At 71.1% G+C, this 26,350-nt stretch carries 25 protein-coding genes; 10 read left to right on the top strand and 15 right to left on the bottom strand.

Annotated elements, in window-relative coordinates:
* Positions 1-4 precede the first annotated feature (4 nt).
* Positions 5-559, bottom strand: coding sequence for a hypothetical protein (locus BJ971_RS05320; RefSeq protein ID WP_184990354.1), 555 nt, complete (start codon positions 557-559; stop codon positions 5-7).
* 62 nt (positions 560-621) lie between these two features.
* Positions 622-855: a DUF5522 domain-containing protein gene (locus BJ971_RS05315; RefSeq protein WP_184990352.1), complete on the bottom strand. Its 234-nt coding sequence runs from the start codon at positions 853-855 to the stop codon at positions 622-624.
* Between the two features lie 17 nt (positions 856-872).
* Here BJ971_RS05315 and BJ971_RS05310 point away from each other — a divergent pair, with 17 nt between their 5' ends.
* Together BJ971_RS05310 and BJ971_RS05305 are read left to right on the top strand one after the other, a co-directional pair.
* Positions 873-1,364, top strand: a complete 492-nt coding sequence (locus tag BJ971_RS05310; RefSeq protein WP_239087859.1) for a hypothetical protein — start codon at positions 873-875, stop codon at positions 1,362-1,364.
* A 187-nt stretch (positions 1,365-1,551) separates the two neighbouring features.
* On the top strand, positions 1,552-2,466 hold the full coding sequence (locus BJ971_RS05305) for an alpha/beta fold hydrolase (protein WP_184990350.1): 915 nt from the start codon (positions 1,552-1,554) through the stop codon (positions 2,464-2,466).
* A gap of 10 nt (positions 2,467-2,476) precedes the next feature.
* Here BJ971_RS05305 and BJ971_RS05300 read toward each other — a convergent pair whose 3' ends face one another.
* A complete protein-coding gene (locus BJ971_RS05300) occupies positions 2,477-3,682 on the bottom strand; it encodes an MFS transporter (RefSeq protein WP_184990348.1) in 1,206 nt (401 codons plus the stop codon).
* Positions 3,683-3,742: 60 nt separating this feature from the next.
* Positions 3,743-4,498 (bottom strand): AraC family transcriptional regulator, encoded by a 756-nt coding sequence (locus BJ971_RS05295; RefSeq protein ID WP_184990346.1) that lies wholly within the window; start codon positions 4,496-4,498, stop codon positions 3,743-3,745.
* A gap of 64 nt (positions 4,499-4,562) precedes the next feature.
* Between BJ971_RS05295 and BJ971_RS05290 the strand changes: the two genes are divergently transcribed.
* Positions 4,563-5,126, top strand: a complete 564-nt coding sequence (locus BJ971_RS05290) for a TIGR03086 family metal-binding protein (RefSeq protein ID WP_184990344.1) — start codon at positions 4,563-4,565, stop codon at positions 5,124-5,126.
* Positions 5,127-5,180: 54 nt separating this feature from the next.
* Here the strand turns inward: BJ971_RS05290 and BJ971_RS05285 are convergent, their stop codons facing one another.
* The 3 genes from BJ971_RS05285 to BJ971_RS05275 all read right to left on the bottom strand — a co-directional run bounded on the left by BJ971_RS05285 (position 5,181) and on the right by BJ971_RS05275 (position 9,278).
* Entirely contained in the window at positions 5,181-8,057 is a 2,877-nt protein-coding gene (locus tag BJ971_RS05285) for a vitamin B12-dependent ribonucleotide reductase (protein WP_377885282.1), read from the bottom strand.
* Between the two features lie 4 nt (positions 8,058-8,061).
* A complete protein-coding gene (nrdR, locus tag BJ971_RS05280) occupies positions 8,062-8,631 on the bottom strand; it encodes a transcriptional regulator NrdR (RefSeq protein ID WP_184990340.1) in 570 nt (189 codons plus the stop codon).
* A gap of 323 nt (positions 8,632-8,954) precedes the next feature.
* The gene (locus tag BJ971_RS05275) at positions 8,955-9,278 is read right to left on the bottom strand and encodes a LysM peptidoglycan-binding domain-containing protein (RefSeq protein WP_239087858.1); all 324 of its coding nucleotides are present in this window, start codon (positions 9,276-9,278) and stop codon (positions 8,955-8,957) included.
* Positions 9,279-9,547: 269 nt separating this feature from the next.
* Between BJ971_RS05275 and lexA the strand changes: the two genes are divergently transcribed.
* Positions 9,548-10,345, top strand: a complete 798-nt coding sequence (gene lexA, locus BJ971_RS05270; RefSeq protein WP_239087857.1) for a transcriptional repressor LexA — start codon at positions 9,548-9,550, stop codon at positions 10,343-10,345.
* An 18-nt stretch (positions 10,346-10,363) separates the two neighbouring features.
* On the opposite strand, the gene BJ971_RS05265 is transcribed toward lexA, so the two are convergent.
* Both BJ971_RS05265 and hflX read right to left on the bottom strand, forming a co-directional pair.
* Complete coding sequence (locus tag BJ971_RS05265; protein WP_239087856.1) at positions 10,364-11,986, bottom strand: hypothetical protein; 1,623 nt, start codon at positions 11,984-11,986, stop codon at positions 10,364-10,366.
* Positions 11,987-12,127: 141 nt separating this feature from the next.
* Positions 12,128-13,522, bottom strand: a complete 1,395-nt coding sequence (hflX, locus tag BJ971_RS05260) for a GTPase HflX (protein ID WP_184990334.1) — start codon at positions 13,520-13,522, stop codon at positions 12,128-12,130.
* 173 nt (positions 13,523-13,695) lie between these two features.
* Between hflX and BJ971_RS05255 the strand changes: the two genes are divergently transcribed.
* Positions 13,696-15,156 carry an NAD-dependent malic enzyme gene (locus BJ971_RS05255; protein WP_184990332.1) on the top strand — a complete coding sequence of 487 codons (1,461 nt, stop codon included), beginning with the start codon at positions 13,696-13,698 and terminating at the stop codon, positions 15,154-15,156.
* On the opposite strand, the gene BJ971_RS05250 is transcribed toward BJ971_RS05255, so the two are convergent.
* Genes BJ971_RS05250 through miaA form a run of 3 tightly spaced genes read right to left on the bottom strand, consistent with a single transcriptional unit; the run spans position 15,069 to position 17,660 of the window.
* Positions 15,069-15,893, bottom strand: a complete 825-nt coding sequence (locus tag BJ971_RS05250) for a glycerophosphodiester phosphodiesterase (protein ID WP_184990330.1) — start codon at positions 15,891-15,893, stop codon at positions 15,069-15,071. The genes BJ971_RS05255 and BJ971_RS05250 overlap by 88 nt on opposite strands.
* Positions 15,890-16,735, bottom strand: a complete 846-nt coding sequence (gene dapF, locus BJ971_RS05245; protein WP_184990327.1) for a diaminopimelate epimerase — start codon at positions 16,733-16,735, stop codon at positions 15,890-15,892. Before dapF ends, BJ971_RS05250 begins: the two co-directional genes overlap by 4 nt.
* Positions 16,736-16,742: 7 nt before the next feature.
* Positions 16,743-17,660 (bottom strand): tRNA (adenosine(37)-N6)-dimethylallyltransferase MiaA, encoded by a 918-nt coding sequence (miaA, locus tag BJ971_RS05240; RefSeq protein WP_184990324.1) that lies wholly within the window; start codon positions 17,658-17,660, stop codon positions 16,743-16,745.
* 172 nt (positions 17,661-17,832) lie between these two features.
* Here miaA and BJ971_RS05235 point away from each other — a divergent pair, with 172 nt between their 5' ends.
* Both BJ971_RS05235 and BJ971_RS05230 read left to right on the top strand, forming a co-directional pair.
* Positions 17,833-19,041, top strand: a complete 1,209-nt coding sequence (locus tag BJ971_RS05235; RefSeq protein ID WP_184990322.1) for a DUF349 domain-containing protein — start codon at positions 17,833-17,835, stop codon at positions 19,039-19,041.
* Positions 19,042-19,220: 179 nt separating this feature from the next.
* A complete protein-coding gene (locus tag BJ971_RS05230; RefSeq protein WP_184990320.1) occupies positions 19,221-20,168 on the top strand; it encodes a threonine ammonia-lyase in 948 nt (315 codons plus the stop codon).
* 66 nt (positions 20,169-20,234) lie between these two features.
* Here the strand turns inward: BJ971_RS05230 and BJ971_RS05225 are convergent, their stop codons facing one another.
* From BJ971_RS05225 to BJ971_RS05215, 3 genes are read right to left on the bottom strand one after another with little or no spacing between them, the layout of a single operon-like run.
* Positions 20,235-21,659: a GGDEF domain-containing protein gene (locus BJ971_RS05225; RefSeq protein WP_184990318.1), complete on the bottom strand. Its 1,425-nt coding sequence runs from the start codon at positions 21,657-21,659 to the stop codon at positions 20,235-20,237.
* Positions 21,660-21,716: 57 nt separating this feature from the next.
* Positions 21,717-23,225, bottom strand: coding sequence for a tRNA (N6-isopentenyl adenosine(37)-C2)-methylthiotransferase MiaB (gene miaB / locus BJ971_RS05220; protein WP_184990316.1), 1,509 nt, complete (start codon positions 23,223-23,225; stop codon positions 21,717-21,719).
* 21 nt (positions 23,226-23,246) lie between these two features.
* Positions 23,247-23,732, bottom strand: a complete 486-nt coding sequence (locus BJ971_RS05215; RefSeq protein WP_239087855.1) for a hypothetical protein — start codon at positions 23,730-23,732, stop codon at positions 23,247-23,249.
* A 137-nt stretch (positions 23,733-23,869) separates the two neighbouring features.
* Here BJ971_RS05215 and BJ971_RS05210 point away from each other — a divergent pair, with 137 nt between their 5' ends.
* From BJ971_RS05210 to BJ971_RS05200, 3 genes are all read left to right on the top strand, one after another.
* A complete protein-coding gene (locus tag BJ971_RS05210) occupies positions 23,870-24,616 on the top strand; it encodes an amino acid ABC transporter ATP-binding protein (RefSeq protein ID WP_184990312.1) in 747 nt (248 codons plus the stop codon).
* 108 nt (positions 24,617-24,724) lie between these two features.
* Positions 24,725-25,579 (top strand): glutamate ABC transporter substrate-binding protein, encoded by an 855-nt coding sequence (locus BJ971_RS05205; protein ID WP_184990310.1) that lies wholly within the window; start codon positions 24,725-24,727, stop codon positions 25,577-25,579.
* Between the two features lie 71 nt (positions 25,580-25,650).
* Complete coding sequence (locus tag BJ971_RS05200; protein ID WP_184990308.1) at positions 25,651-26,325, top strand: amino acid ABC transporter permease; 675 nt, start codon at positions 25,651-25,653, stop codon at positions 26,323-26,325.
* The last annotated feature ends 25 nt before the right edge of the window (positions 26,326-26,350 follow it).

The following is a 26,350-nucleotide window of genomic DNA, read 5'->3' as shown; positions in this document are numbered from 1 at the left end:
GGGGTCAGCCGTTGGTGGTGTCCATGGCCTTGGCGAGGGCGAGCAGCTTCGTCGACATCTTGGTGACCTCGGCGCCGGCGGCGCCCTTGGCGAAGGTGTAGCGCAGCGTCTGAAGCTGGGCGGCCTCGCTGAGCCAGCCGATCTCCACCGTCGGGCCGTGGCCGCCGGACGCCTTGGAGACGAGCCGGTAGCCGGCCTTGCCGAGGCCCTTGAGCTTCGTGGCCTTCGCCGGGATGTTCTCCGCGGCGAACGTGCTCGCGTCGGCCTTGGTGCTCTCGACGACGGAGAGTGCGAGGTACGGCCACTCCTCGCGCTCCGTCTGCACCACGCAGGTCGAGGTGATGTCGACCTGGTCGGCGGCGGCGACGCTGAACCGTACGCCGATCTTCTCCTCGATGAACTCGTAGTCCCAGAGGATGCAGGCTCCGCCGGCCGAGGCCGCGGGCTGCTGCACGATCTGCACAGGTGGCAGGCCGGCCGCCTCGCTCCGGTGGTCACTGCAGCCCGCAACGGCGAGCAACGCCACGGCAGTGCCGAGGGCGAAGAGACGCGAACCCACGAGTTCCTCCACTAATTCGGGGCACACCGTACTTCGCGCGAGGGTCGCGGCGAAAGTCCGACTCAGACACCATCGACGTACGGACAGTGACGACAGCCGCGACTACAGCAGGTGCCGCGCGCGGCGAGGAATCCGGCAGTGAGCACGAAGAGTCCGGTTTCCGGATCGAGGTAGCCGGCCTGGCCCGCGGCGAGCGCGGCGGCGTGGGCGGCGAGGATCTCGGCGCGGCGCGGGTGATCGGGGGCGAGACGACTCGGATGCGGCTCGGTGAGAGCGCGCGGCGCCGGCTGGTCCACGACCGGAGCCTAGTGACTTGACAGTCGACGTCAAGCGGGGCGACGATGATCTGGTGCCGTCGAAGAGCGAGCTGGTCGAGCAGATCGTCCGGCTTCTCGACATCCGCCTGCTGGACCCGCTCGAGGTCCTGTTGGAGGGCGACGACGCGGTCGAGGCGCTGCGCCGGCTGGTCCGGATCCGCGCCGGCGGGTGGGCCGGCCAGATGGTCGACGGCGACGACGCCGCGGCGGCCGGCGCGGCGATCCGGCTGATCGCCATGCTCTACCCGGACGACCGGGCCTTCGACCCGCCGGTGCAGTGGTGGCGGACCCCGCTCGGCGCGGTGGTCGCCCGCCGGGTCGGCCATCCGGCCGCCGAGTCGGTCTCGTACGCGACCGCCGGCGCGATGCTCGGCATCACCCGGCAGGGTGTGCACGACCTGGTCCGGCGCGGCCGACTGCCCCGCCATCCCGACGGCGGCGTGCCGTCGTCAGCGATCCGCGACCGACTCCGTGGACGGCCGGAATGATCCGCCAGCCGACCCCGTCCGCGCCACCGCTTGAAGAGACGCGACCGACCCCGTCGGCACCACCGCCAGGAGAGACGCGACCGACCCCGTCGGCACCACCGCCAGGAGAGACGCGACCGACGCCGTCGGCGCCACCGCTTGAAGAGATGCGACCGACCCCGTCGGCGCTACCGGTTGGAGAGATGCTGTGATCAACGATCGACTGGTCGATGCGGGAGAGCTGCCCATCGCCGTCCGGGACTTCGGGGGCGATCAGCCCCCGCTGCTGCTCCTGCACGGCGCCGGCGGGAACCTCTCGATGATGACGACGCTGGCCCGGGCGCTGCGGCCGCGGCACCGGGTCATCACCATGGATCTGCGCGGGCACGGACGCTCTGGCGACGGCACCTGGTCCTGGGACGCCGCGCTCGGAGACATCGCCGCGGTGACCGTACAGATGGAGTTGAAACAGCCCTCGGTGGTCGGGAACTCGCTCGGCGGGATGCTCGCCACGCTCTGGGGGCAGCGGCACCCCGAGTCGCCCGGTGTGGTCAGCCTCGACGGCAGTCCGCCGCCCAGCCGGCCCGAGCAGCTGCCCGGCCTCGAACCCGGGGTGGCGGCGGCGGAGCTGGCCCGGCTGCAAGCGGTGTTCGACACGCTGCACGCCGGGATGGGGCGCACGATCCCGGCCGAGGAGCTGCCCGACCTGGTCGAACGGCAGCAGATGGCGGCCCGGGACATGGGCGCCAACGAGAAGGTGTGGATCGAGGGCTTCCGGCGTAACCTGGCGCACCGGGACGGCGAGACGACAATGCGGCCGTCCGCCGAGACCGCGGGCGAGCTGCGTACGCTGATGAATGGACTTGATCTTGGTCCGGTCTACGCCGCGACGCCCACGCACACCCTCGCCGTGCTCGCGACCCGGAACCTGCCGGAGCAGGAGCCGTTCGCGGACCTCTACGCGGCGCACCGGAGCTTCCTGCTCGATCAGGCCGAGGCCGGCGCGAAGGCGAATCCGCGGATGCGCTACCTGCAACTCGAGGACGCCTCGCACGCCATGGTGATCGAGCAGCCCGAACTCCTGGCGTCGCTGATCGGCGACTTCCTCACCGGCGGCCACTGACCGGGGCGGATCAGGGCGTGGCGACCGGCTCGTCCCGCGCGGCGCGGCCGATCGGGAGCGGCCGGGCCGCGGCCGAGGCCGCCAGCCCGAGGCCGATCGCCACCAGCACCACCAGCAGCGCCCGCAGCACCCCGAAGTGCTCCGCGAGTACGCCGATCAGCGGCGGGCCGGCGAGGAAGGCGGCGTAGCCGATCGAGCCCGCCACCGACACCCGGATCGCGGCGCGGAGCGGGTCGTCCGCGGCCGCGCTCATGCCGATCGGGAAGCCCAGCGAGGCGCCCGCGCCCCAGAGCAGCGCGCCGACCAGCACCACCGGCACGCCGATGCCGGAGACCGCCAGCAGCAGGCCGAGCAACGCCGACACCGCCGTGGCGCGCAGCACCGTCACGCGGCCCCAGCGCTCGATCGCGGAGCCGCCGAAGAGGCGGCCCAGGGTCATCGCCACCACGAAGAAGCCGAAGCCGATGGCGCCGACCGTCTCCGTGGCGTGGTAGCCGTCGACCAGGCCGATCGCCAGCCAGTCGTTCGCCGCGCCCTCCGTGAAGCCGAAGCCCAGCATGATCACGCCGATCAGCAGGGTGCGCGGCTCGCGCCAGGCGTCACGGACGCGACCTGCCGTGCGCTGCTCCGCCGTCGCCGGTGCGTGCGGCAGGAAGCGGCGGACCGTCAGGGTCATCACGATCGCGGCCAGTGCCGCCATGAGGAAGAGCTGCGTCGACAACGCGACGCCGATCGCCGCGGCGGCGGCGCTGACACCCGCGCCGGCCACGGTGCCGAGGCTGAAGCCGGCATGGAAACGGGGCATGAGGGTGCGCCCGAGGCGCCGTTCGACGTCCGCGCCCTCGACGTTCATCGCCACGTCCCAGGTGCTGTTGCCGACGCCGAGCAGCATCAGGCCCACGCCCGCCAGCGGCACCGAGCCGAACATCGTTCCGCACGCCAGGCCGAGCAGGCCCAGCACCACGGCCATGCTGCCGATCAGGACCGAGCGGGCCGGGCCGAGGCGCTGCACCAGCGGCCCGGCCAGCGGGATCGCCGCGATGGCCGCGCCGGAGAGGCAGAGCAGCAGCAGGCCGAGCCCGGCCGAGCTCAGTCCGAGGTCCTCGCGGACCGCGGGCACCCTCGCGAACCAGCCCGCGAACCCGAGGCCGTTGATGGCGAAGGTGATGCCGACGGCGACCTTGGCGGCTTCGAGGCGGCGGCGGTCGTCTGTCACGCCCCGAACTTAACCGTTAAAGTTACGAATCGTAACCCTTCCGATCAGTGACGCTGCTCCCTACCGCTCCGGATAGCGCTGGGCGTACACGGTCGGCGGCTCGCCGAACATGGCGGTGAAGTCGCGGGTGAAGTGCGCCTGGTCGGCGTAGCCGAGCTCGCCGGCCAGCCGGGCCCAGTCGATGTCCGCGCCGGCGGCGAGCCGCTCGCCGACCTCGTGCAGGCGGTAGCGGCGGATCACCCACTTCGGACCGAGCCCGACATAGTCGGCGAACAGGCGCTGCAACCGGCGTACGCCAAGGCCGGCCCGGGCGGCGAGCTCGTCGACGCGGGTGAGCCGCGGCTCGGCCTGCACCTGGGCCACCACGGCGCCGGCCAGCTCGGCCAGCGGATCGGCCGCCGGAAGGACGGCACGCAGGAAGGCGTCGACCTCCTCGACCGTGCCCCGCGGCAGGTCCGGCCCGAACACCTCGGCGGCGGGCAGCGAGCGGCCGGTGATGGTCGAGACCGGTACGCCGAGGAACGGACGGAAGCAGCCGGGGCGGAAGGTCACGCCGAACACCCGGCCACGCCCCTCGAGGACGCGGACGACGTGCCCGCGCTCCGGGCCGCGCACGATCGCGGCACCGTCCAGGAAGGTCAGGTACACGCTCGGATAGGGCACGATCTTCTGCCGGTACGGCTCCTGGCCGCGCAGATCCCACTCGGCGAACCAGTACCGGGACACGAAGGCGGCGAGGTCCGGCGGCGGGTCGGCGTACCCGTGGCTCTGGAAGGCGGCCCACGCGCCGCGCAGCTCGCGCGCGTCCCTGACCATCGATGCAGCTTAGCGTCGCGTTCCTTCAAGACGGCCCGGCGGAGAACGCCTACCCTCGGTGGGCATGCGGGAACACGAACTCATCGCCCTCGCGGCGCCGCCGACGGCGGCCGTCGTCCGCGCCATCCGGCCCGAGCAGTTCGGCGCGCGGACGCCGTGCGACGAATTCGACGTCGGCGGCCTGATCGAGCACCTGCTGCACTGGGGGCCGGCGCTCGCCCGGGCCAGCCGCAACTCGGACGGCGAGATGTCGCCGGACGGCGATCCGCTGGTGCGGCTGGAACGCCAGATCGAGCAGCTCGTCGCGGCCTGGTCGGCGCCGTCGGCGTGGGAGGGCACGGCCACGATGGGCGGGCCGCACGTGATGCCCGCGCGGATGATCGGCGGGATGGTCCTCGTCGAGTACGTGGTGCACGGGTGGGACCTGGCCCGCGCCGCCGGCCAGGACGTGAGCTGGGATCCGGGGCTGCTGGAATTCCTGCGCGAGGAGGTCGCGGCGACGGCCGGACTCGGGCGCGAGATGAAGGCGTACGGGGACGAGGTGCCGGTGCCCCCGACGGCGCCGGTGCTGGACCGGATGCTCGGCCTGACCGGCCGCGATCCCGCCTGGACCGACCGGTCCGAGTAGAACGAACGGATGCCTCCCACCCTGGTCGGGCGGGAGGCATCCGTTACTCGTAGCTCAGCTGCAGCCCGAGGTGGAGCCGCAGCCCTCGCAGACGTAGCAGCTTCCGGCCGGGCGCATCTTCGTGCCGCAGGTGAAGCAGAGCGGCGCGTCGGCCGAGGTGCCCAGGACGACCTCCAGGAGCTCGGTCGACGAGCCGACCGCCGACGGGGTGCCCTTGCCGGCCTCGACCTCGGTCGCGGGGGCCGTGGCCGCCGGGGCGGAGGCCGCGCCGACCGGGGCGGACACCGGGGCGGACGCGGCCATGCCGGCCAGGTCGACGCCGGCGGCCTCGGCCGCGGCCTCGGCCTGGATCTGCGCGGCGCGCTCCTTGGCGGTGAAGATGCCCAGTTCGGCACGGGTGTCGTACGGCAGGAAGTCCAGCGCGAGGCGACGGAAGATGTAGTCCATCACCGACGCCGCCATGCGGATGTCCGGGTCGTCGGTCATGCCGGCCGGCTCGAAGCGCATGTTCGTGAACTTGCTGACGTAGGTCTCCAGCGGCACGCCGTATTGCAGGCCGATGGAGATCGCCACCGAGAAGGCGTCCATGACGCCGGCCAGGGTCGAGCCCTGCTTCGACATCTTCAGGAAGACCTCGCCGAGGCCGTCGTCCGGGTAGGACGAAGCGGTCAGGTAGCCCTCGGCGCCGCCGACCGAGAAGGAGACCGTCTCGGACGGGCGCTTCTTCGGCAGGCGCTTGCGGACCGGGCGGTACTCGATGACCTTCTCGACGACCGGCTCGACCACCGCGGCGGGCGCCACGGCGGCGGTCACCTTCGGCTTGGCCGCCGAGAGCGGCTGGCCGACCTTGCAGTTGTCGCGGTAGATCGCGAGTGCCTTGAGGCCGAGCTTCCAGCCCTGGTAGTGCACGTTCTCGATGTCCTCGACGGTCGCCGACTCCGGCATGTTGATCGTCTTGGAGATCGCGCCGGAGATGAACGGCTGCACGGCCGCCATCATCCGCACGTGGCCCATCGGGGCGATGGACCGCTCGCCCATTGCGCAGTCGAAGACCGGGTAGTGCTCCGGCTTGAGGCCGGGCGCGTCGACGACGATGCCGTGGTCGGCGATGTGCTCGACGATCGCCTCGACCTGCTCCTCGGGGTAGCCGAGGCTGCGCAGGGCGCGCGGGACCGTCTGGTTGACGATCTGCATCGAGCCGCCGCCGACGAGCTTCTTGAACTTGACAAGGGCCAGGTCGGGCTCGACGCCGGTGGTGTCGCAGTCCATCATCAGGCCGATGGTGCCGGTCGGCGCGAGCACGGAGGCCTGCGCGTTGCGCCAGCCGTTCTTCTCACCGATCTTGTTGCCCTGCTGCCACTGCTTGGTGGCCTCGCGGACCAGCGCGGTGGCGACGGTGCCCGACGGGCGGATCTCGTCGTTCGCCGCGGCGTGCTTGCGCATGACCCGCTTGTGCGCGTCCGCGTTGCGGGCGTAGCCGTCGTACGCGCCGACGACGCCGGCGACCTCGGCGGAGCGGCGGTAGGCCACACCGGTCATCAGCGAGGTGATGGCGGCGGCCAGGCTGCGGCCACCCTCCGAGTCGTACGGCAGGCCGGAGGCCATCAGCAGCGCGCCGAGGTTCGCGTAGCCGATGCCGAGCTGGCGGTAGGCGCGCGTGGTCTCGCCGATCCGCTTGGTCGGGAAGTCGGCGAAGCAGATCGAGATGTCCATCGCGGTGATGACGAACTCGACGCTCTTGACGAACTTCTCGACCTCGAAGCCGCCGTCGGCCCGGAGGAACTTCATCAGGTTGAGCGAGGCCAGGTTGCAGGACGAGTCGTCCAGCGACATGTACTCCGAACACGGGTTGGACGCGGTGATGCGGCCGGTCTCCGGGTTGGTGTGCCAGTCGTTGATCGTGTCGTCGTACTGGAGGCCGGGGTCGGCGCACTCCCACGCGGCCTTGGCGATCTCGGTGAACAGCCGCTTGGCGTCGATGGTCTCGATCGTCTCGCCGTTCATCCGGCCGCGGAGGTCGAACGTGCCGCCCTCCTCGACCGCCCGCATGAACTCGTCGCTGACGCGGACCGAGTTGTTGGCGTTCTGGTACTGCACCGAGACGATGTCGCTGCCGCCGAGGTCCATGTCGAACCCGGCGTCGCGCAGGGCCCGGATCTTGTCCTCCTCGCGGGCCTTGGTGGTGACGAACTCCTCGATGTCGGGGTGGTCGACGTCGAGGATCACCATCTTGGCCGCGCGGCGGGTCGCACCGCCGGACTTGATCGTGCCGGCGCTGGCGTCCGCGCCGCGCATGAAGCTGACCGGGCCGCTGGCCGTGCCGCCGGAGGAGAGCAGCTCCTTGGAGGAGCGGATCCGGGACAGGTTGACCCCGGAGCCGGAGCCGCCCTTGAAGATCAGCCCCTCCTCCTTGTACCAGTCGAGGATCGAGTCCATCGAGTCGTCGACGGACAGGATGAAGCAGGCGCTGACCTGCTGCGGCGAGGCCGTGCCGACGTTGAACCAGACCGGCGAGTTGAAGCTGAACACCTGGTGCAGCAGCATCCAGGTCAGCTCGTGGTCGAAGAGCTCGGCGTCGCCCGGGTTGGCGAAGTAGCCGTGCTCCTCGCCCGCCTTGCGGTAGGTCTGCACGACCCGGTCGATGAGCTGCTTGAGCGACCACTCGCGCTCCGGCGTGCCGACCGCACCCCGGAAGTACTTCGTGGTGACGATGTTGGCGGCGTTGACGCTCCACGCGGTGGGGTACTCGACGCCGCGCTGCTCGAAGTTGATCGAGCCGTCCCGCCAGTTCGTCATGACGACGTCGCGGCGCTCCCACTCGACCTCGTCGTACGGGTGGACGCCCTCGGTCGTCCAGACCCGCTCGATCCGCAGCCCCCCGGCCGTGGCGCCCCCGCTGCTCGCGCGATTGCGCTGCCTGCCTGCTGTCATGCCGTCACCGGCCATTTGGTGCTCCCCCTCGATTGCTTCCTGCATCAAGCTTTTCCTGTGCGCCGGCCTTCGGCGGCCGGTTGCCGGACCGCGCGGCGACCAGGTGCCGCTCGGCCGCCTCGCCGGCGGTGGCCGCCTCGCGCAGCTCGGTGATCTCACGTTCGAACTCGTCCAGCGAGTCGAAGGACTTGTAGACGCTCGCGAAGCGGAGGTAGGCCACCTGGTCCAGCTCGCGCAGCGGCGTGAGGATGGCGAGGCCAACGTCGTGGCTCGGCACCTCCGCCGCGCCCTTGGCCCGGATGGTCTCCTCGACCTTCTGTGCGAGCAGCGCGATCGAGTCCTCGTCGACCGGCCGGCCCTGACAGGCCTTGCGAACGCCACTCATGATCTTGGTCCTGCTGAAGGGTTCGGTGACGCCGTTGCGCTTCACGATCGCCAGCACGGCCTCCTCGACCGTGGTGAACCGCTTACCGCACTCGGGGCACGACCGCCGACGACGGATCAACTGGCCGTCGTCAGCCTCTCGCGAATCGACCACCCGCGAGTCGGCGTGCCGGCAGTACGGACACCGCACCGAAACTCCCCCTGTCACCGGGCCCGGCCACCCGGGCAGGGAGCGGGCCGGCAGAGCGCCTCACGGGCACGCCGAACGACAGCCCCGCGGCGGTGGATCCCGCCTCGTGGCTGTGCACGAACCCGTGGTGTGCGGGGCTGCCTGACCCCAACCTGTGGATGACTTACACCCTTGTAACTACTAGATGTTGGGGTTGACGTTATGCCGCTGCCGACGTCGATGCAAGTTCACCGGCGCGTCGGCGCGCCGTATTTTCTACCTCAACACGACCGGTACCGCGCCGGTCACGGGCAGCACCGAAACGTCTTGATCAACAATGTGTTTCAGCGCTCGCGCGGAAGGATCAGAGTCTCACCGGCGTGGATGTAGTAGCCGTCGAGACCGTTGAGGTGGCGGATCTCCGCGACGACCTCCCACGGGCTGCGATCGGGGGCCGCGCGGCCCGCGATCGACCAGAGCGTGTCGTGCGGCTGGACGACGACGCTAGGCGCCGGGCCGGCATCGGGATCGCCGGCCCTGGACGCAGTGGTCCACAACACGGCACTCGCGAGAGACGCGAGCAGGATGAAGAAGGTCAGCACGACGACGCGCCCCCGCCGGGTCAGCCGCAACGGGGCCGGCTGCCGGCGCGCACCAGTGGTCACCACGGCATATTCCTTTCCTCGCATACGTCTCTCGGACATGCGTTCTATCGAACGTCCGTACGACGGTGTATCAGAACAGGCGTACGGAAGTCGAGCACTTACGGGCGACACGCCGAGAGAAAGTCGTACAGATGTTTGAATATGTCGTACGCCGCAGTTACCGTTCTCGGTCAAGAGGGGTCAGCCGGGCATAAGTCCATCCCCACGGCGACTGCCCGGCTCCGCGAGCGCACCACGTGCCGATGAGGCACTGGCCGACAGGGAGGGCGGACGTGTCGACCGACGACCGGACGAGCCGGCAACACCAGAAGGATCCGCAGCCCGAGCCCGCCAACACCAAGGCGGCCATCCGCCGCCGGACGCCGTCGCGCGCCCGTGGCGGCGAGGCACCGCAGCTGCGGGCCGTGACACCGGTGGTCAGTCAGTTCCCCGACCTGGTCACCGCCGACCTGACCGCCCGCCAGCGCCGGATCCTCGAGTTCATCCGGGACTGGGTGGAGCGCTACGGCTACCCGCCGAGCGTGCGCGAGATCGGCGAGGCGGTCGGCCTCGTGTCGCCGTCAAGCGTCGCCTACCAGCTCAAGGAGCTGGAGAAGAAGGGCTTCCTGCGGCGTGATCCCAACCGGCCGCGCGCGGTCGACGTGCGGGCGCCCAGCGAGATGGTCGACGACGAGACGCTGCGCTCGGCCCGGCCGACCCCGGCCTACGTGCCGCTGCTGGGCCGGATCGCCGCCGGCGGGCCGATCCTGGCCGAGCAGGCGGTGGAGGAGTTCTTCCCGCTGCCGCGCGAGCTGGTCGGCGAGGGCGACGTCTTCATGCTCGAGGTCAAGGGCGACTCGATGATCGACGCCGCGATCTGCAACGGCGACTGGGTGGTGGTCCGCCAGCAGCCGACGGCGAACGTCGGCGAGATAGTGGCGGCGATGATCGACGGCGAGGCGACCGTCAAGAGCTACCGGCAGCGGGACGGGCACGTGTGGCTGATGCCGGCCAACCCGGCGTTCGACCCGATCCCGGGTGACGACGCCACGATCATGGGCCGCGTGGTCGCGGTCCTGCGCCGGGTCTGACGACCCGGCACAGGCGGATCAGACGCCGTAAGGCGGACGGCCGTCCGGGCGACCGGGCTGCCGGTTGCCGCCCTGCGGGCCGGTGAATCCGGACGGACGCTGCGACCCACCGCCGGGCGGGCGGCCGGTGGGCGGTGGCGGAGCGGGCGGAGCGCCGTAGACGCCGCCGCCGGGGCGGCCACCGCCGCCCTGACCCGGGCGACCCTGCTGGCCGCCACGGCCGGGCTGGGCACCGCCGGGGCGACCGGGCTGGACAACACCGGGACGACCGGGCTGCACCGGCGGCGGGCCGCCGGGGCGACCCCCACCCGGGCGACCGGCCGGCGGCGGTGCGGGGCGACCCGCGGGCTGGCCCTGCGGCGGACGGCCGCCGCCACCGCCGTAGACGCCGCCCTTCTGCGGCGCCGACGGCTGGGCTCCGTAGACACCCGGGCCGGACGGTGCTCCGACAGGTGCACGGTTGCCGCCGTAGACGCCCGGGCGCTCGGCCGGTCCGCCGACCGACAGCAGCTCGGTCCGGGCGTCGATCGGCTTGGGTCCGTTCGGGTCGACGCTCTTGCCGGCGGGCGGCTCCAGCAGGGCCTTCTTGCGGGACCGCATGATGCCGAAGACGCCCGCGCCGACCAGGATCGCGCCGAGCACTCCGACGCCGCCCACCATGTAGGTGATGTCGGACAGGCTCAGATCCGCGAGCCAGGAGCCGCCGCTCGCCGCGCCGTCCTCGTCGCCGGACGCCTTGGCCTCGAGGACCTTCGTCGCCGGGGTGTAGCCCAGGATGTAGTTGGTGGCCTCCTCGTCCGAGGAGGAGCCGACGTCGGAGACCGTGTTGAACTGCTTGCCGTCGGGGCTGTAGGTGATCGCCTCGCCGAACGGCTCGTTGGGCAGGCCGGTCTGGCGCGGCTTGTTCTTGAGGGCAGCCAGCACGTCGCCGTTCGACACGTCCCACTCGAAGGCGTCGAGGTAGGTGCGGAGCACGACCTTCGTCCCGCCCGGCGCGACGGCGCCGCCCGTGACGATGCCCTGCGCGAGGCGGGCGAGCGGGTTGCCCTGCGTGTCCGAGCGCGGCAGTGTGACCTCGCCGACCTTCTGGAGCGGCACGCCCTCTTCGTTGTTGGCCTTCAGGGGCGCCTTCGGCACGTAGATGGCGGCCGGCTTGCCGACCGTCTCCTTGGTCACGATGATCGGCGTGCCGTCGCCGTTGAGGAGCAGCGCCTCGGCGTCGTGGTTGTCGCCCTGTGGGTACGCCAGGCGGTGCAGCTTCGGCTTCTTGGAGCCGTCGACCGGCATGCTCCAGAGGCCGACGGTCGGGCGCGGGTCGTCGGGGTTGTCCCGGACGTTGTTGTCACCGATGTCGGCGATCCAGATCGTCTTGCCGTCCGGCGACAGCGCCATGTCCTCGGTGTCGAGGGGCCCCTTGCCGCTGTAGTCGACGCGCTTTGTGATCTCGCACTCGTCGTCGAGGAAGAAGACCTTCTTCTGGCTCTCCAGGTCGGCGCTGTCGTTGACGACCACGTAGCCGTTCTTGACGGCGACCATCCCGGAGAGCTCGGGCAGGGCCGAGTCGGTGACCTTACAAAGCTTCTTGCCGGCCGCTGCCTTCGCCGGGTCCGCCGCGGGGGCGGGTTCGGCAGAGGCGGGCACGGCCCCCAACATCACAAGCCCGGAGGCAAGGATGACCGGGAACACGAGACGCCGCATCCGATCAGTGTCGCATGCGGCGTCTCTAATCCGTGTTTCGCGTGGATCACCTTGGTGCGGCTTACGAATCCGACAACCACGCCGTTACATGCGGAAAGCCGCAAGATCGGCGGCCAACTGCTCGCCCACCCGCACCCGGAGCTCGGTGCCCTCCTCGGTGTGGCGGGTCTCCAGCACCTGCCCGACGCGGTGGATCCGGGCCACCAGGTCACCCCGGTCGTAGGGCAGCAGCACCCGCAGGTCGACCGCCGGGCGCGGCAGCCGCTCCGCGATGGCCACGTGCAGCTCGGCGATGCCCAGGCCCGAGCGCGCCGACACGAACACCGCGTCCGGCCAGGCCCGCTTGAGCCGCAGGATGGTCTCCTCGTCGGCCGCGTCCATCTTGTTGACGACCAGCAGCTCCGGGATCCGGTCGGCGCCGACGTCGCCGAGCACCTCCCGGACGGCCGTCACCTGGCCCTCGGGGTCCGGATGCGCCCCGTCGACCACGTGCACGACCAGGTCGGAGTAGGCCACCTCCTCCAGCGTCGAGCGGAACGCCTCGACGATGTGGTGCGGCAGGTGCCGGACGAAGCCGACCGTGTCGGAGATCGTGAACACCCGCCCGTCCTCGGCCGCCGTGCGGCGGGTGGTCGGATCCAGCGTCGCGAACAGCGCGTCCTCGACCAGCACGCCCGCCGAGGTGAGGCTGTTCAGCAGGCTGGACTTGCCGGCGTTGGTGTAGCCGGCGATGGCGACCGCGGGCACGCCACTGCTGGTGCGCTTGGAGCGCTTCGTCTGGCGTACCGTCCGCAGGGCCTTGATCTCGCGCTTGAGGCGCGAGATGCGGGTGTTGATCCGCCGCCGGTCGGTCTCGATCTTGGTTTCACCGGGGCCACGCGTGCCGACGCCGCCGCCCGAGCCGCCACCCGCGCCGCCGCCCTGACGGGACAGCGACTCACCCCAGCCGCGCAGGCGGGGCAGCAGGTACTGGAGTTGCGCCAGCTCGACCTGCGCTTTGCCTTCCTTGCTCTTCGCGTGCTGGGCGAAGATGTCCAGGATCAGCGCGGTGCGGTCGACGACCTTGACCTTGACCTGCTGCTCGAGCTTGCGCAGCTGCGAGGGCGACAGCTCGCCGTCGCAGATGACCGTGTCGGCGCCGGTGGCGACGACAACGTCGCGCAGCTCGTCGACCTTGCCCCGGCCGATGAAGGTGGCCGAGTCGGGGCGGCTACGCCGCTGGATCAGGCCCTCGAGCACCTCGGACCCGGCCGTCTCGGCGAGCGCGGCGAGCTCCGTGAGGGAGTTCTCCGCATCGGCGATGGTGCCCTCGGTCCAGACACCGACCAGCACGACACGTTCGAGTCGCAGCTGCCGGTACTCGACCTCGGTGACGTCCGTGAGCTCGGTGGAGAGACCGGCGACCCGACGCAGGGAGTGGCGCTCCTCGAGCTCCAGCTCACCGGTGGTGACGTCCGGTTCGAATACCTCAGTACGCAAAAGTGACCTCCTCCGCCCGATCGTGGCACGCCCGGGGCGTCGAGCGCATCCACATAACGGTGCGGGGCGTTTGTCGCAGAGTGTCTGACGTATCAGTAACCACCGGATTGGTGTCCGGTATTCCCGAAGAGCAAGATTGCGGGTACGCACCCGCCAACGACGGAGGGAACACCGTGGTGACCACCCGCCTGCCCAGTGCAGGATTCTCGATCACGATCCGCATCGCTGTGACCGCCGACGCCTCCTCCATCGGCCGGCTCACCACCTGCGTCGGCGAGGCCGGCGCGATCGTGACGGCGCTCGACGTGGTGGACTCCGACCCCACCCACGTGCTCGTCGACCTCACCTGCGACACCGCCGACTCCGGCCACGCCGACCAGGTCGTCAAGCAGCTGGAGGCGCAGGACGGCGTCGACGTCCGCAAGGTCTCCGACCGCACGTTCCTCCTGCACCTGGGCGGCAAGATCGAGGTCAGCTCCAAGGTGGCACTGCGCAACCGCGACGAGCTGTCCCGGGCGTACACGCCGGGGGTGGCGCGGGTCTGCATGGCGATCGCGGAGAATCCCGCCGACGCGCGCCGGCTCACCATCAAGCGCAACACGGTCGCCGTGGTCAGCGACGGCTCGGCGGTGCTGGGCCTGGGCAACATCGGACCGGCCGCGGCGATGCCGGTGATGGAGGGCAAGGCCGCCCTCTTCAAGCGCTTCGGCGGGGTGGACGCCTGGCCGGTGGTGCTGGACACACAGGACACCGACGAGATCGTGGCGATCGTCAAGGCGATCGCGCCGGCCTACGGCGGCATCAACCTGGAGGACATCGCCGCGCCGCGGTGCTTCGAGATCGAGATGCGGCTGCGCGAGCTGCTCGACATCCCGGTCTTCCACGACGATCAGCACGGCACCGCGATCTGCGTGCTTGCCGCGCTGACCAACGCGCTGCGGGTGGTGGGCAAGGAACTCGCGAACGTCCGGGTCGTGGTCTCCGGCGCCGGCGCGGCGGGCACCGCGATCATGAAGCTGCTGCTGCGCCAGGGCGTCGGCGACATCATCGCGTACGACCGCAGGGGCGCCCTGCACCGCGGCATGGACGACCTCACCCCGACCTGGCAGTGGCTCGCCGAGCACACCAACCGCGGCAACTACTCCGGCGACCTGGCCGGCGCGATCGTCGGCGCGGACGTGTTCATCGGCGTGAGCGCGCCGAACCTGCTGACCGGCGACGACATCGCCAAGATGGCGGACAGGTCGATCGTCTTCGCGCTGGCCAACCCGGACCCCGAGGTGGACCCGCGCGCGGCGCGGCAGCACGCGGCCGTGGTCGCCACCGGCCGCTCGGACCAGCCCAACCAGATCAACAACGTGCTGGCCTTCCCGGGCGTCTTCCGCGGCATGCTCGACGCCAGCGCCGAGGAGTTCACCGAGGAGATGGCGCTGGCCGCGGCGGTGGCGATCGCGAACGTCGTCGGCGAGGACAAGCTCAACCCGACAGTCATCGTGCCCAGCGTCTTCGACCCGCGGGTGACCCCGGCGGTGGCCGCGGCGATCCGTCAGGTGGTCAAGGGCGCACCGGCACACCCGAACTCGGCGGCAATGCCCGACGCGGAACTGGACGAGGCGCCCGGCGACACGTTCTGAACCGCCGCCGCCCAGCCGGTCAGCTCGCCCGTCCGGTCCGAGATGATGCCGGCCACACCGGCGTCGACCAGGGCGGGCCAGAGCGCGATGTCGTTTGCCGTCCACGGCATCACCGCCACCCCGGCGCCGGCCAGGGCGGCGACGGTGCCGGGCGCGGCCAGCACCGCGTCCGTCGACGGGTTGCAGTAGCTGATGCCGAGTTCGAGGGCGACCGCCAGCTGCCCGGCGTCGAAGCCGTCGCGCAGCAGCCCGCGCCGGGTGTCCGGGGCCGCCTCCGCCACCAGCGCGACGACGGCCGGGTCGAAGCTCTGCACGACCGTGCGGCCCAGCAGGCCCGCGCCCGCCACCAGGCCGATGATGTTCTTCACCTGTTCGAGGGTGGCCGGCGGCTTGATCTCCAGCAGCAGCTCGGCGGCGGGCGCGGCGTGCGGGCGCAGCAGGTCAAGGACCTCGGTCAGGCGGGGAATCCGCGTGCCCGCGTACGCCGGGGAGAACCAGGAGCCCGCGTCCAGCGCGGAGACCTCGTCAAGGGTCAGCTCCCAGACCTTGCCGGTCCCGTCGGTGGTGCGGTCGACCGTGCGGTCGTGGATCACCACCGGCACGCCGTCGGCGGTGGTCCGCACGTCGAACTCGATGAACGTGGCGCCGGCGAGGACACCGGCGGCGAGCGCGGGCAGGGTGTTCTCGGGCGCGACGGCGGAGTAACCGCGGTGCGCCACCCGGTGCAGGGCCGTCATCGGGTGAGCGCCGCCGGGTCGACCTCACCGGTCGCCACCAGCACCGCCGGCCCCGCCAGCCACCATGACGCGCCGTCGTAGGTGACCGTCAGCCGGCCGCCGGGCAGGTCGACGGCGACCACGCCGGCGCGCAACCCGGCGTCGCGCAGCGCGACCGCGCCGACCGCGAGCGCGCCCGAGCCGCAGGACAGCGTCTCGGCCGAGCCGCGCTCGTAGACCCGCATCCGCATGTGCATGTCGGCGCCCTCGACCGGGTCACCCACAGTGGTGAATTCGACGTTCACTCCCCCGGGGAAAAGTGCCGTGTCGTAGCCGGGCGCCGCGTGCAGGTCCAGGGAGCCCAGCGGCAGGCCGTCGTGCACGCCGCAGACCAGGTGCGGGTTGCCGCAGTCGACCGCGACGCCGGGGAAGGTGAGCTGGCCGACGGTCGCGGTGCTCGCCGCGTACACCTCGGGGGCGCGCATCTGCACGGAGATGATCGGGTCGCCGACCCGCGCGCGCACGACGCCGGCCCGGGTCGCGACCGGCAGGTCCTCGCCGCCGGGGTCGGCCAGGCCGTTGGCGACCAGGTAGCGGGCGAAGACCCGGACGCCGTTGCCGCACATCTCGGCGAACGAGCCGTCCGCGTTCCAGTAGTCCATGAACCACTCGGCATCGCCCGCGTGGCCGGCGCCGTCCGGATCCTTGGCGCTGCGCACCACGCGCAGCACGCCGTCCGCGCCGATGCCGCGGTGCCGGTCGCAGAGCGCCGCGACCAGCGCGGGGGTCAGCGCCAGCGCCCCGTCGGGGTCGCCGAGGATGACGAAGTCGTTTCCGGTGCCGTGGCCCTTGGTGAACAACACGCGTCCATCATCGCGCAGCCGCCGCGCAGGCCGCCAACGCCTCCTCCGTAAGAGCGGCCGACGCGCCGTCGAGCCAGGTGATCCGCGGGTCGCGGCGGAACCAGGAGCGCTGCCTGCGCACGAAGCGGCGGGTCGCCCGCACGGTCTCGTCCTTGGCCTGCTCCTCGGTCAGTTCGCCGTCGAGCTGGGCCAGCGCCTGCTGGTAGCCCAGCGCCCGGCTCGCCGTGCGGCCCTCCCGCAGGCCGTCCAGCCCCCGCACCTCGTCGAGCAGGCCCGCGGCCCACATCAGGTCCACCCGGTCGGCGATCCGCTTGTCGAGCTCGGCGGTCTCGCGGTCCACGCCGATCTGCACCGACTCGTAGTACGGGGTCGGCGCGGGCAGGGCGGCGGTGAACGGCTCGCCGGTCAGCTCGATGACCTCCAGCGCCCGGACGATGCGCCGCCCGTTCGACGGCAGGATCTTCGCGGCGGCGCTCGCGTCGAGCGTCGCGAGCCGGGCGTACAGCGGCGCCGGGCCCGCCGCGGCCAGCTCCAGCTCCAGCCGCTCCCGAATGGCGGGATCCGTGCCGGGAAATTCGAACTCCTCGAGAACCGCCCGGACGTAGAGCCCGGAGCCCCCGACGAGCAGCGGCACCCGGCCCCGGGCGGCGATGTCGTCGACCGCGGCCCGGGCCAGCTCCTGGTACTCCTTCGCGCTCGCCGGCCGCGTCACGTCCCAGACGTCCAGGACGTGGTGCGGAACGCCTTCCCGCTCGTCAGCGGTGAGCTTGGCCGTGCCGATGTCCATACCCCGGTAGAGCTGCATGGAGTCGGCGTTGACGACCTCGCCGCCGAGGGCCCGTGCGAGCGCGATGCTGAGGGCGGATTTCCCTGCGGCGGTGGGCCCGACGACCGCGATGACTCCTGGAGATGGGAGCAAAGGCACGGAGCCACCGTAACGGGCTGGTCACGGTCATCGGCGGGCGCTTCCCCGGAACCGGGTTGGACCTGTGACAATGCGCGAGAAAGAATGCCGATGGAACAATGGCATTCGACTGCGCTATGGCGGTGGTCGCGGGCAGCGAGGCCCGCACCGCCGGGAGAACGAGGGTGGGCTCATGAACGACTGGACGGCCTTCGGGCGCGTGGATGCCGACGGCACCGTGTATGTGAAGACGGCCGAGGGCGACCGCGTGGTCGGCTCGTGGCAGGCGGGCACGCCCGAGGAGGGCCTGGCCCACTTCGCCCGGCGCTTCGCGGACCTGGTGACCGAGGTCGACCTCATCGAGGCCCGGCTCAAGTCCGGCGCCGCCGACGCCGCGCACTCGCTGACCAGCGTCAAACGGATCCGCGCGAGCCTCGATGAGGCACACGTGGTCGGCGACATCGACGGGCTCGCCGCCCGCCTCGACCGGCTGACCACGGTCGCCGACGAGAAGGCCGGCGAGGCCCGGGCCGCCCGCGAGGCGGCCCGCGGCGAGGCGCTGGCGCGCAAGACCGCCCTGGTCGAGGAGGCGGAGACGATCGCCGCCGAGTCGACGGGCTGGAAGAGCGCGGGCGACCGGCTCAAGGAGATCCTCGACGAGTGGAAGACCATCCGCGGCGTCGACAAGAAGACCGACGGCGAGCTGTGGAAGCGGTTCGCGGCCGCCCGCGACGGCTTCACCCGCCGCCGCGGCGCGCACTTCGCCACCCTTGACGGGCAGCGCAAGCAGGCGCAGACGGCCAAGGAGGAGCTGGTCAAGGAGGCCGAGGGCCTGGCCGACTCGACGGAGTGGTCGTCGACGGCCAACCGGCTCAAGGACCTGATGAACGAGTGGAAGGCCGCGCCACGGGCGGCCAAGGAGGCCGAGCAGCGCCTCTGGGAACGCTTCCGCGCGGCTCAGGACGCCTTCTTCACCCGCCGCAGCGAGGTCTTCTCGGCCCGCGACGCGGAATACAAGGGCAACCTCGACCGCAAGCAGGCGATCCTGACCGAGATCGAGGCGCTCGACGTCGACGCCGACCCGCGCGGCGCGCAGAACAAGCTGCGTGACGCCCAGGCCGCCTGGCACGACGCGGGCCGGGTGCCGCGCGAGGCGACGGCGAGCCTGGACCGCCGCTGGCGGGCCGCCGAGGAGCGCATCCGGGTGGCGATGGACTCGGCGTGGCGCAAGACCACGCCGCAGGACAACCCGCTGCTGCGCCAGATGCGTGAGCAGGTCGCCGAGGCCGAGCAGCGGCTGGCCCGGGCGCAGGCGGCGGGCGACACCCGCCGCATCAAGGAGGCGGAGCTGGCGCTCTCCTCCAAGCGCCAGTTCCTCGCCCTGGCCGAACAGGCGAATTGATCATTTAGATCCGGCAGCGGCGGTGGGCTCCGGCCCGCCGCCGCTCCGGCTTTGAAGATCAAAACCCTTTTCCCTTACGCGCACAGCGGCACCGCCCCCGGCAGGGCACCGTGGCGACGGGGTCCAGCGCCTCGCGATTGGCATCGGACGCCCCGAGCCGCGCCGGGGATGATGGCGGCATGGACCTCAGCTTCGCCGACGTGGCCGCCGCCCGGGACATCGTCTACCGGCACCTGCCGCCGACCCCGATGTGGTCGTACCCGCTGCTGGACGCGGCCGTCGGCGCGACCGTGTTCGTCAAGCACGAGAACGTCCAGCCGGTCGGCGCGTTCAAGGTGCGCGGCGGGTTCACCCTGCTGGAGGCGATGTCGGCGGCGGAGCGGGCCCGGGGCACGGTCAGCTACTCGACCGGCAACCACGCGCAGTCGATGGCCTACGCGAGCGCGATCTACGGCGCACCGTGCCGGGTGGTGATGCCGGAGTCGGCAAGTCCGGCGAAGGCCGAGGCGACGGCGGCGTTGGGCGCCGAGGTGATCCTGCACGGCCCCGATCTCGAGACGGCGCAGCGGCACGCCGAGGACCTGGCGCGGTCCACCGGCGCGCGGCTGATCAGCCCCGGCGACACCCCGGAACTGCTCGCCGGCGTCGGCACGCTGTACCTCGAGATCCTGGAGGCCGAGCCGGACCTGGACGCCATCCTGGTGCCGATCGGCAGCGGCACCGGCGCGGCCGCGGCGGCCGTCGTGGCTAGCAAGCTCGCCCCGAACTGCCGGGTCATCGGCGTCCAGTCGGACGCGTCCCGGGCCGCCTACGACTCCTGGCGGTCAGGCGAGCTCGTCAAGCGCCCGAACCGCACCCGCGTGGACGGTCTGGCCACCGGGCGCGGCTTCGACCTGCCGCAGCGCCTGATGCGCGACGGCCTCAGCGACTTCCTGCTGGTGACCGACGACGCGATCACCGAGGCGCAGCGGCTGATGGCGAGCAGGGCGCATACCCTCGCCGAGGGCGCCGGCGCCGCGCCGCTGGCGGGCGTGTTGAGCCGGCCGGACGAGTTCGCCGGCAAGCGGGTCGCGGTGGTCTGCACGGGCGGCAACGCGAACGCCGGAGAGCTGGCCACGCTGGGGTGACCCCGTCGCCACGGTGCTCTGCTGGTGGCGGTGCGGCTGTGCGCGTACGGGAAAAGGATTTTGACCTTAAAAGCCGGAGAGGCTGAGGGCGCCAACCGACTTCGACCGCTTGGCCTCGTACATGGCGAGGTCCGCGCGGCCGATCAGGTCGTCGATGCAGCTTCCCGGTTCGGCGAAGGCCACACCGACGCTCATGCCGATGCGGACGCTCTCCCCGCCGACGGTGAGCGGCTGCGAGACCATCTCGCGGATCCGGCCGCACACCGCGTCGACCGCCCTGTGGGGGTCGTCGTCGCGGCACACCACGACGAACTCGTCGCCGCCGAAGCGGCTCACCAGGTCCTGCTCGCGGATGCAGCCGCGCAACCGCGTGGCGACCGCGATCAGCAGCTCGTCGCCGGCCGCGTGGCCGAGCCGGTCGTTGACCGGCTTGAAGCCGTCGAGGTCGCAGAAGAGCACGGCGACGCCGGGCCGGTCCAGCTCGGCCGCGAGCCGTTCGAGGCACCCGGCCCGGTTCGGCAGTCCGGTGAGCGGGTCACGGTTGACCATCCGAAGCAGCGCCCGTTCCGCCCGGCGGCGCTGGTTGGCGAGCCGGGCCACCCGGACCATGACCAGCGGGATCACCACGGCCGAGCCGAGCGCGACGAGGAGCCCGTCGGTCGGCAGCTTGAGGATCGCCCGGCCGCCGCCGACGATCGGGATCAGCGCGGTCATGATGCCGAGGAATGTCAGCCGGCCCGCCGTCAGGTCGTCCTTGGGTTCCGGTCCGGGTCTGGTGGCGTCCGCCGCCGAGGGATGCAGCGCCGCGCAGCCGAGGAACGTGTACCCGGCCATGAAGATCATGGTGGTCCAGTCTGGGCGGGTACCCGTCGCCGGGTCGACGGCGAAGGCCGCCACGAGGTTGCCGGCGAGACCTGTTCCCATGCTGAGCGTCATCAGCCATAGGGCGGGAACCTGCCGGCCGGAGACCGTCGACACCCGCAGCAGGGCACCAAGCCCGCCCGCCATGACCAGGACGTTGACGAAGAGGGCGGCCTGGCGTGACATCGGGGTGTCGGCGGCGGTGAGCTGAGGAAGCACGAAGGCGTCCCACAAAAGCCCGCCGAGGGCGAACGCGGTGATCCCGGCGTCGATGAGGCCGCCGATGTCGCGCCGGCCCCGGCGCAGCACCACCGTCATCGCCCCGGCGAGCATGAGCAGGTTCGCCAGGTTGTACAGCAGGTCCGCGAGCGTGCCGTCGCCGGTCGCCCGCCCCTGCACATAGAAGTACCAGAGCCAGGCGAGGTTGCCGACGTTGAATACCACCAGTCCGGCCAGCACCCACCACCATGGAGCGCGCGCGGCGGCCGGGCTGCTCCGCATGCCGACGATCACGGCGGGAATGGCGCCGAAGGTGACGGCCAGGAACGGGATCGGCCGCAGGTCGGCGGGGAACGCCAGGTACCCCGCCACCAGGGCGAAGGAGACCGTGGCATACCAACGCAGAGCCATAGCCCCCGGATCGACCCGGTCCGCCGATACGTGAGACCTTTTCCAGTACGTGGGACGTTATAGAGCGCAACCGCCGGCCGCGGCGGGCAGCGGCGCCGGCACGCCGACGCTCGGCAGGCCCAGCGAGACGCCGGCCGTGCGCGGTGCCCGGCCCGCCTCGTGGGCGTCGCCGGCCCGGGTGCGGCGGTGGCCCAGCGGCGCGCCGTCGGCGTTCAGGTGGTGCGGCGCCGCGTACGTGATCTCGGTGTGCACGATGTCGCCCGGCCGGATGCCGGTCAGCCCGCCGGTCGCGAAGTGCACCAGCCGGCCGTCCCGGGCCCGGCCGCTCATCCGGCCCGTACGCTCGTCCTTGCGGCCCTCGCCGGTCGCGACCAGGACCTCGACCGCGCGGCCGACCTGCCGCTTGTTCTCCGCCCAGGTGATGTCCTCGAGCGTGGCGATCAGGCGCTCGTAGCGTTCCTGGACGACCTGCTTGGGCAGCTGGTCGTCCATCGTCGCGGCCGGTGTGCCGGGGCGCTTCGAATATTGGAAAGTGAAGGCGCTGGAGAAGCGGGCCTGCCGGACCACGTCGAGGGTGCACTCGAAGTCGTCCTCGGTCTCGCCCGGGAAGCCCACGATGATGTCCGTGGTGATCGCCGCGTCCGGCATGGCGGCGCGGACCTTGTCGATGATGCCGAGGTACTTCTCCGAGCGGTAGCTGCGGCGCATCGCCCGCAGCACCCGGTCGGAGCCGGACTGGAGCGGCATGTGCAGCGAGTGGCACACGTTCGGCGTCTCGGCCATCGCGGCGATCACGTCGTCGGTGAAGTCCTTCGGGTGCGGGCTGGTGAAGCGGACCCGCTCCAGGCCGGAGACGTCGCCGCAGGCGCGCAGCAGCTTGCCGAACGCGAGCCGGTCGCCGAACTCGGCGCCGTAGGAGTTGACGTTCTGGCCCAGCAGGGTGACCTCGAGGACGCCCTCGGCGACCAGCGCCTCGACCTCGGCGAGCACGTCGCCCGGGCGGCGGTCCTTCTCCTTGCCGCGCAGCGACGGCACGATGCAGAACGTGCACGTGTTGTTGCAGCCCACCGAGATCGACACCCAGCCGGCGTAGGTCGACTCGCGGCGGGTCGGCAGGGTCGACGGGAAGACCTCGAGCGACTCGAGGATCTCGACCTCGGCCTCCTGGTTGTGCCGGGCGCGCTCCAGCAGCGCCGGCAGCGAGCCGATGTTGTGTGTGCCGAAGACCACATCGACCCAGGGCGCGCGCTTGACGATGTCGCCGCGGTCCTTCTGCGCCAGGCAGCCGCCGACCGCGATCTGCATGCCGGGGTTCCTGAGCTTGGTGGGGCGCAGGTGACCGAGGTTGCCGTAGAGGCGGTTGTCGGCGTTCTCCCGGACCGCGCAGGTGTTGAACACGACAACGTCAGCCGCGTCCGCGTCGGCCGCGCGGACGTATCCGGCGCCCTCCATCAGGCCGGAGATGCGCTCGCTGTCGTGCACGTTCATCTGGCAGCCGTAGGTGCGCACGTCGTACGTGCGGGCGGCGCCTGCGTCAGGGGCTGGGCCCCGGGTCTCGGTAGTCATGGCAGTTGACCAGGATAGTCCCTAGGCCGCCGCGGGTCGTTCCGGAGTAGGTGCCGGCTTCCACCGCGAACGGCCGCAGCCCGGCCCGCGTGCGCAGTCCGGGTCGTCGCCCGTGCAGGGGCGCAGGTGGCTGCGCTCCGTACCGTCGTCGGTCTCGACCTCCTCGACGTGCACGGCCCGTAGCGTGCCGTCCGGCTCCGCGAGCACGTACCGGGTCGGGTTGAGGGTGTCGTCGGGCAGCAGCAGGTCGGCGCCGAGCCGGACCGAGACGGCGCTGGCGATCGTCGCCTCGGCGACGTCGCCCGGCGCGAGGAAGCATTCGATCAAGGTCGGGAACTCGCCGCCGACGTGCCATACGTCACAGAGAACCGCGCCGTCCACGGGTGCGTCCAGTGTCGCCACCGGAAGCCGCAGTGCGCCCGATACGGCGGTGCGGACGTGCACCGCCTCCAGGCGCTCGGACGCGCACCAGCTCCAGAGTCCGGCTGTCGGATCGGCGTCAGCCATATCGCTCATCGTGGACATCCCTTCGGCCTCACACCTGCACAGTTACCGCTCCGTGACCAATCTCGGTGTGAACCGATATGTCCACGCCCATAGAGTGACCCCATCGAGTAACCCAACGACGGGACGGTGGTCCGACGGTGCCCACAAGCGAGCCTCTCATCGTTCTCGAGGGCGTCAACAAACACTTCGGCCCGCTCCACGTCTTGCAGGATGTCAGCCTTTCGGTCGACCGCGGCGAGGTGGTCGTCGTGATCGGACCGTCGGGCTCGGGCAAGTCGACGCTGTGCCGGGCGATCAACCGGCTCGAACCGATCGACTCGGGCACGATCACGTTCGACGGCCAGGCGCTGCCCGCCGAGGGCAAGGCCCTGGCGCGGCTGCGCAGCGAGGTCGGCATGGTCTTCCAGTCGTTCAACCTCTTCGCGCACAAGACGATCCTCCAGAACGTGATGCTGGGTCCGGTCAAGGTGCGCGGCGACAAGGCCTCCGTCGCCCGCGAGCGCGCGATGGGCCTGCTCGACCGGGTCGGCATCGCCAGCCAGTCGGAGAAGTACCCCGCTCAGCTCTCCGGCGGCCAGCAGCAGCGCGTCGCCATCGCCCGCGCCCTGGCCATGCAGCCCAAGGCGATGCTCTTCGACGAGCCGACCAGCGCGCTCGACCCCGAGATGGTCGGCGAGGTGCTCGACGTCATGACCTCGCTCGCCCGCGAGGGCATGACGATGGTCGTCGTCACCCACGAGATGGGCTTCGCGCGGCACGCCGCGAACCGGGTCGTCTTCATGGCCGACGGCCAGCTTGTCGAGTCGGCGCCGCCCGCCGAGTTCTTCGAGAACCCCAAGAGCGAGCGGGCCCGGGACTTCCTCTCCAAGATCCTCACTCATTGAGTGTCCACACCGGACACCCCTCTTCCGGTTTCCGACAAGTCACTTGAAGCATCAGCACGATACGAGCACGTTCACGTTGTTGCAGTTTCCAGCAGGAGGAGCAGGACGATGCGCATCAACCGTATGACGGCAGTGGCCGGGGCGTTCGCTCTGGTAATGGCCGCCGCAGCATGTGGCGGGGACGACAGCGGGTCGGACACGGCGGCCAGCGGCATCGTCGGCAAGGCCGGCAGCGACAAGAAGCTGGTCTTCGGTGTGAAGGCCGACCAGCCGGGCCTCGGCCTCCAGACCGGCAGCACCTACACCGGCTTCGACATCGAGATCGCGAAGATCATCGCGAAGGGCCTCGGCGTACCGGAGTCCGGCATCGAATACAAGACGACCGTGTCGTCCAACCGTGAGCCCTTCATCCAGCAGGGCCAGGTCGACGTGGTCGTGGCGACCTACACGATCAACGACGAGCGCAAGAAGGTCGTCAACTTCGGCGGCCCCTACTACGTCGCCGGCCAGGACCTGCTCGTCCCGGTCAACTCGACGATCACCGGCCCCGAGTCGCTGGCCGGCAAGAAGGTCTGCTCCGTCTCCGGCTCCACGCCGGCCAAGCGGATCCAGACCGAGTACAAGGACGCCAAGCTCCAGCAGTTCGACTCGTACTCCAAGTGCGTGACGGCGCTGGCCGGCGGCCAGGTGGACGCGGTCACCACCGACGACATCATCCTGGCGGGCTACGCCGCACAGGACCAGTACGCGGGCAAGTTCAAGGTCGTCGGCAAGCCCTTCAGCTCGGAGCCGTACGGCATCGGCGTCAAGAAGGAGGACTCCGAGGGCTGCAACAAGATCAACGAGATCCTGAAGGCCGCCGCGGCCGACGGTTCCTACAAGGCCGCGTGGGACAACACGCTCGGCAAGAGCGGCAAGCCGGCGCCGGAACTCGACGTCACCAAGCTCACCAACTGCAGCTGATCTTCATCTGAGCGGGCGGGGCCGGCAGCGCCGGCCCCGCCCGCCTGCCGCGGCGCGAGGAAGCGAGGACGATGGACGTCTTCTCCGACCCCACAAACTTCGACGTGTACGTGACGGGATTCCTCTGGATCCTGAAGCTGACCGCGGCCGGCACCGTGGGCGCCCTCATTCTCGGCGTCCTGCTCGCCGCGATGCGGGTGTCGCCGGTGCCCGTGCTGCGCGGCTTCGGCACCACCTGGGTCAACACGTTCCGGAACACACCACTGACGCTGATCATCTTCTTCTGCTACTTCGGCCTGTTCTCGACGCTCGGCGTCAAGCTGTCGGACGACATCGACCGCAACAACTACTGGCTCGGCGTGATCGGCCTGTCGGTGTACACCGCCGCGTTCGTCTGTGAGGCGATCCGCTCGGGCATCAACACCGTCCCGCCCGGGCAGGCCGAGGCGGCCCGCGCGATCGGCATGTCCTTCTTCCAGACCCTGACGATCATCGTCCTCCCGCAGGCGGCCCGGGCGGTGATCGCGCCGCTGGGCAGCATCTTCATCGCCCTGGCGAAGAACTCGACGATCGTCGGCACGATCGGCCTCGCGGAGTCCTCGAACGCGATGAAGGAACTCATCAACGCGAACGGCGACCAGGTCATCGCGATCTTCCTCGTCTTCGCGGGAACGTTCGCGGCCGTCCTGATCCCCACCGGCTACGCCTTCGGCTGGCTGGCCAACCGGATGGCGGTCAAGCGATGAGCGAGCTTGCGAGCGAATCATCAAC

This window comes from Amorphoplanes digitatis, assembly GCF_014205335.1.
Classification (GTDB): Bacteria; Actinomycetota; Actinomycetes; order Mycobacteriales; family Micromonosporaceae; genus Actinoplanes; species Actinoplanes digitatus.
The sequence above is the reverse complement of the archived record's forward strand: the minus strand, read 5'-3'. Positions and strand labels throughout refer to the sequence as shown.

Bases quoted from the DNA above. Each gene is read 5' to 3' on its own strand.
- BJ971_RS05295 (WP_184990346.1), bottom strand. From the start codon at position 4,498: ATGGTCAGGGACGCGCGCGAGCTGCGCGGCGCGTGGGCCGCCTTCCAG.
- BJ971_RS05290 (WP_184990344.1), top strand. From the start codon at position 4,563: ATGCGGGAACACGAACTCATCGCCCTCGCGGCGCCGCCGACGGCGGCC.
- BJ971_RS05285 (WP_377885282.1), bottom strand. From the start codon at position 8,057: ATGACAGCAGGCAGGCAGCGCAATCGCGCGAGCAGCGGGGGCGCCACG.
- BJ971_RS05250 (WP_184990330.1), bottom strand. From the start codon at position 15,893: ATGACGGCCCTGCACCGGGTGGCGCACCGCGGTTACTCCGCCGTCGCG.
- BJ971_RS05235 (WP_184990322.1), top strand. From the start codon at position 17,833: ATGAACGACTGGACGGCCTTCGGGCGCGTGGATGCCGACGGCACCGTG.
- BJ971_RS05230 (WP_184990320.1), top strand. From the start codon at position 19,221: ATGGACCTCAGCTTCGCCGACGTGGCCGCCGCCCGGGACATCGTCTAC.
- BJ971_RS05225 (WP_184990318.1), bottom strand. From the start codon at position 21,659: ATGGCTCTGCGTTGGTATGCCACGGTCTCCTTCGCCCTGGTGGCGGGG.
- miaB (WP_184990316.1), bottom strand. From the start codon at position 23,225: ATGACTACCGAGACCCGGGGCCCAGCCCCTGACGCAGGCGCCGCCCGC.
- BJ971_RS05215 (WP_239087855.1), bottom strand. From the start codon at position 23,732: ATGGCTGACGCCGATCCGACAGCCGGACTCTGGAGCTGGTGCGCGTCC.
- BJ971_RS05205 (WP_184990310.1), top strand. From the start codon at position 24,725: ATGCGCATCAACCGTATGACGGCAGTGGCCGGGGCGTTCGCTCTGGTA.
- BJ971_RS05200 (WP_184990308.1), top strand. From the start codon at position 25,651: ATGGACGTCTTCTCCGACCCCACAAACTTCGACGTGTACGTGACGGGA.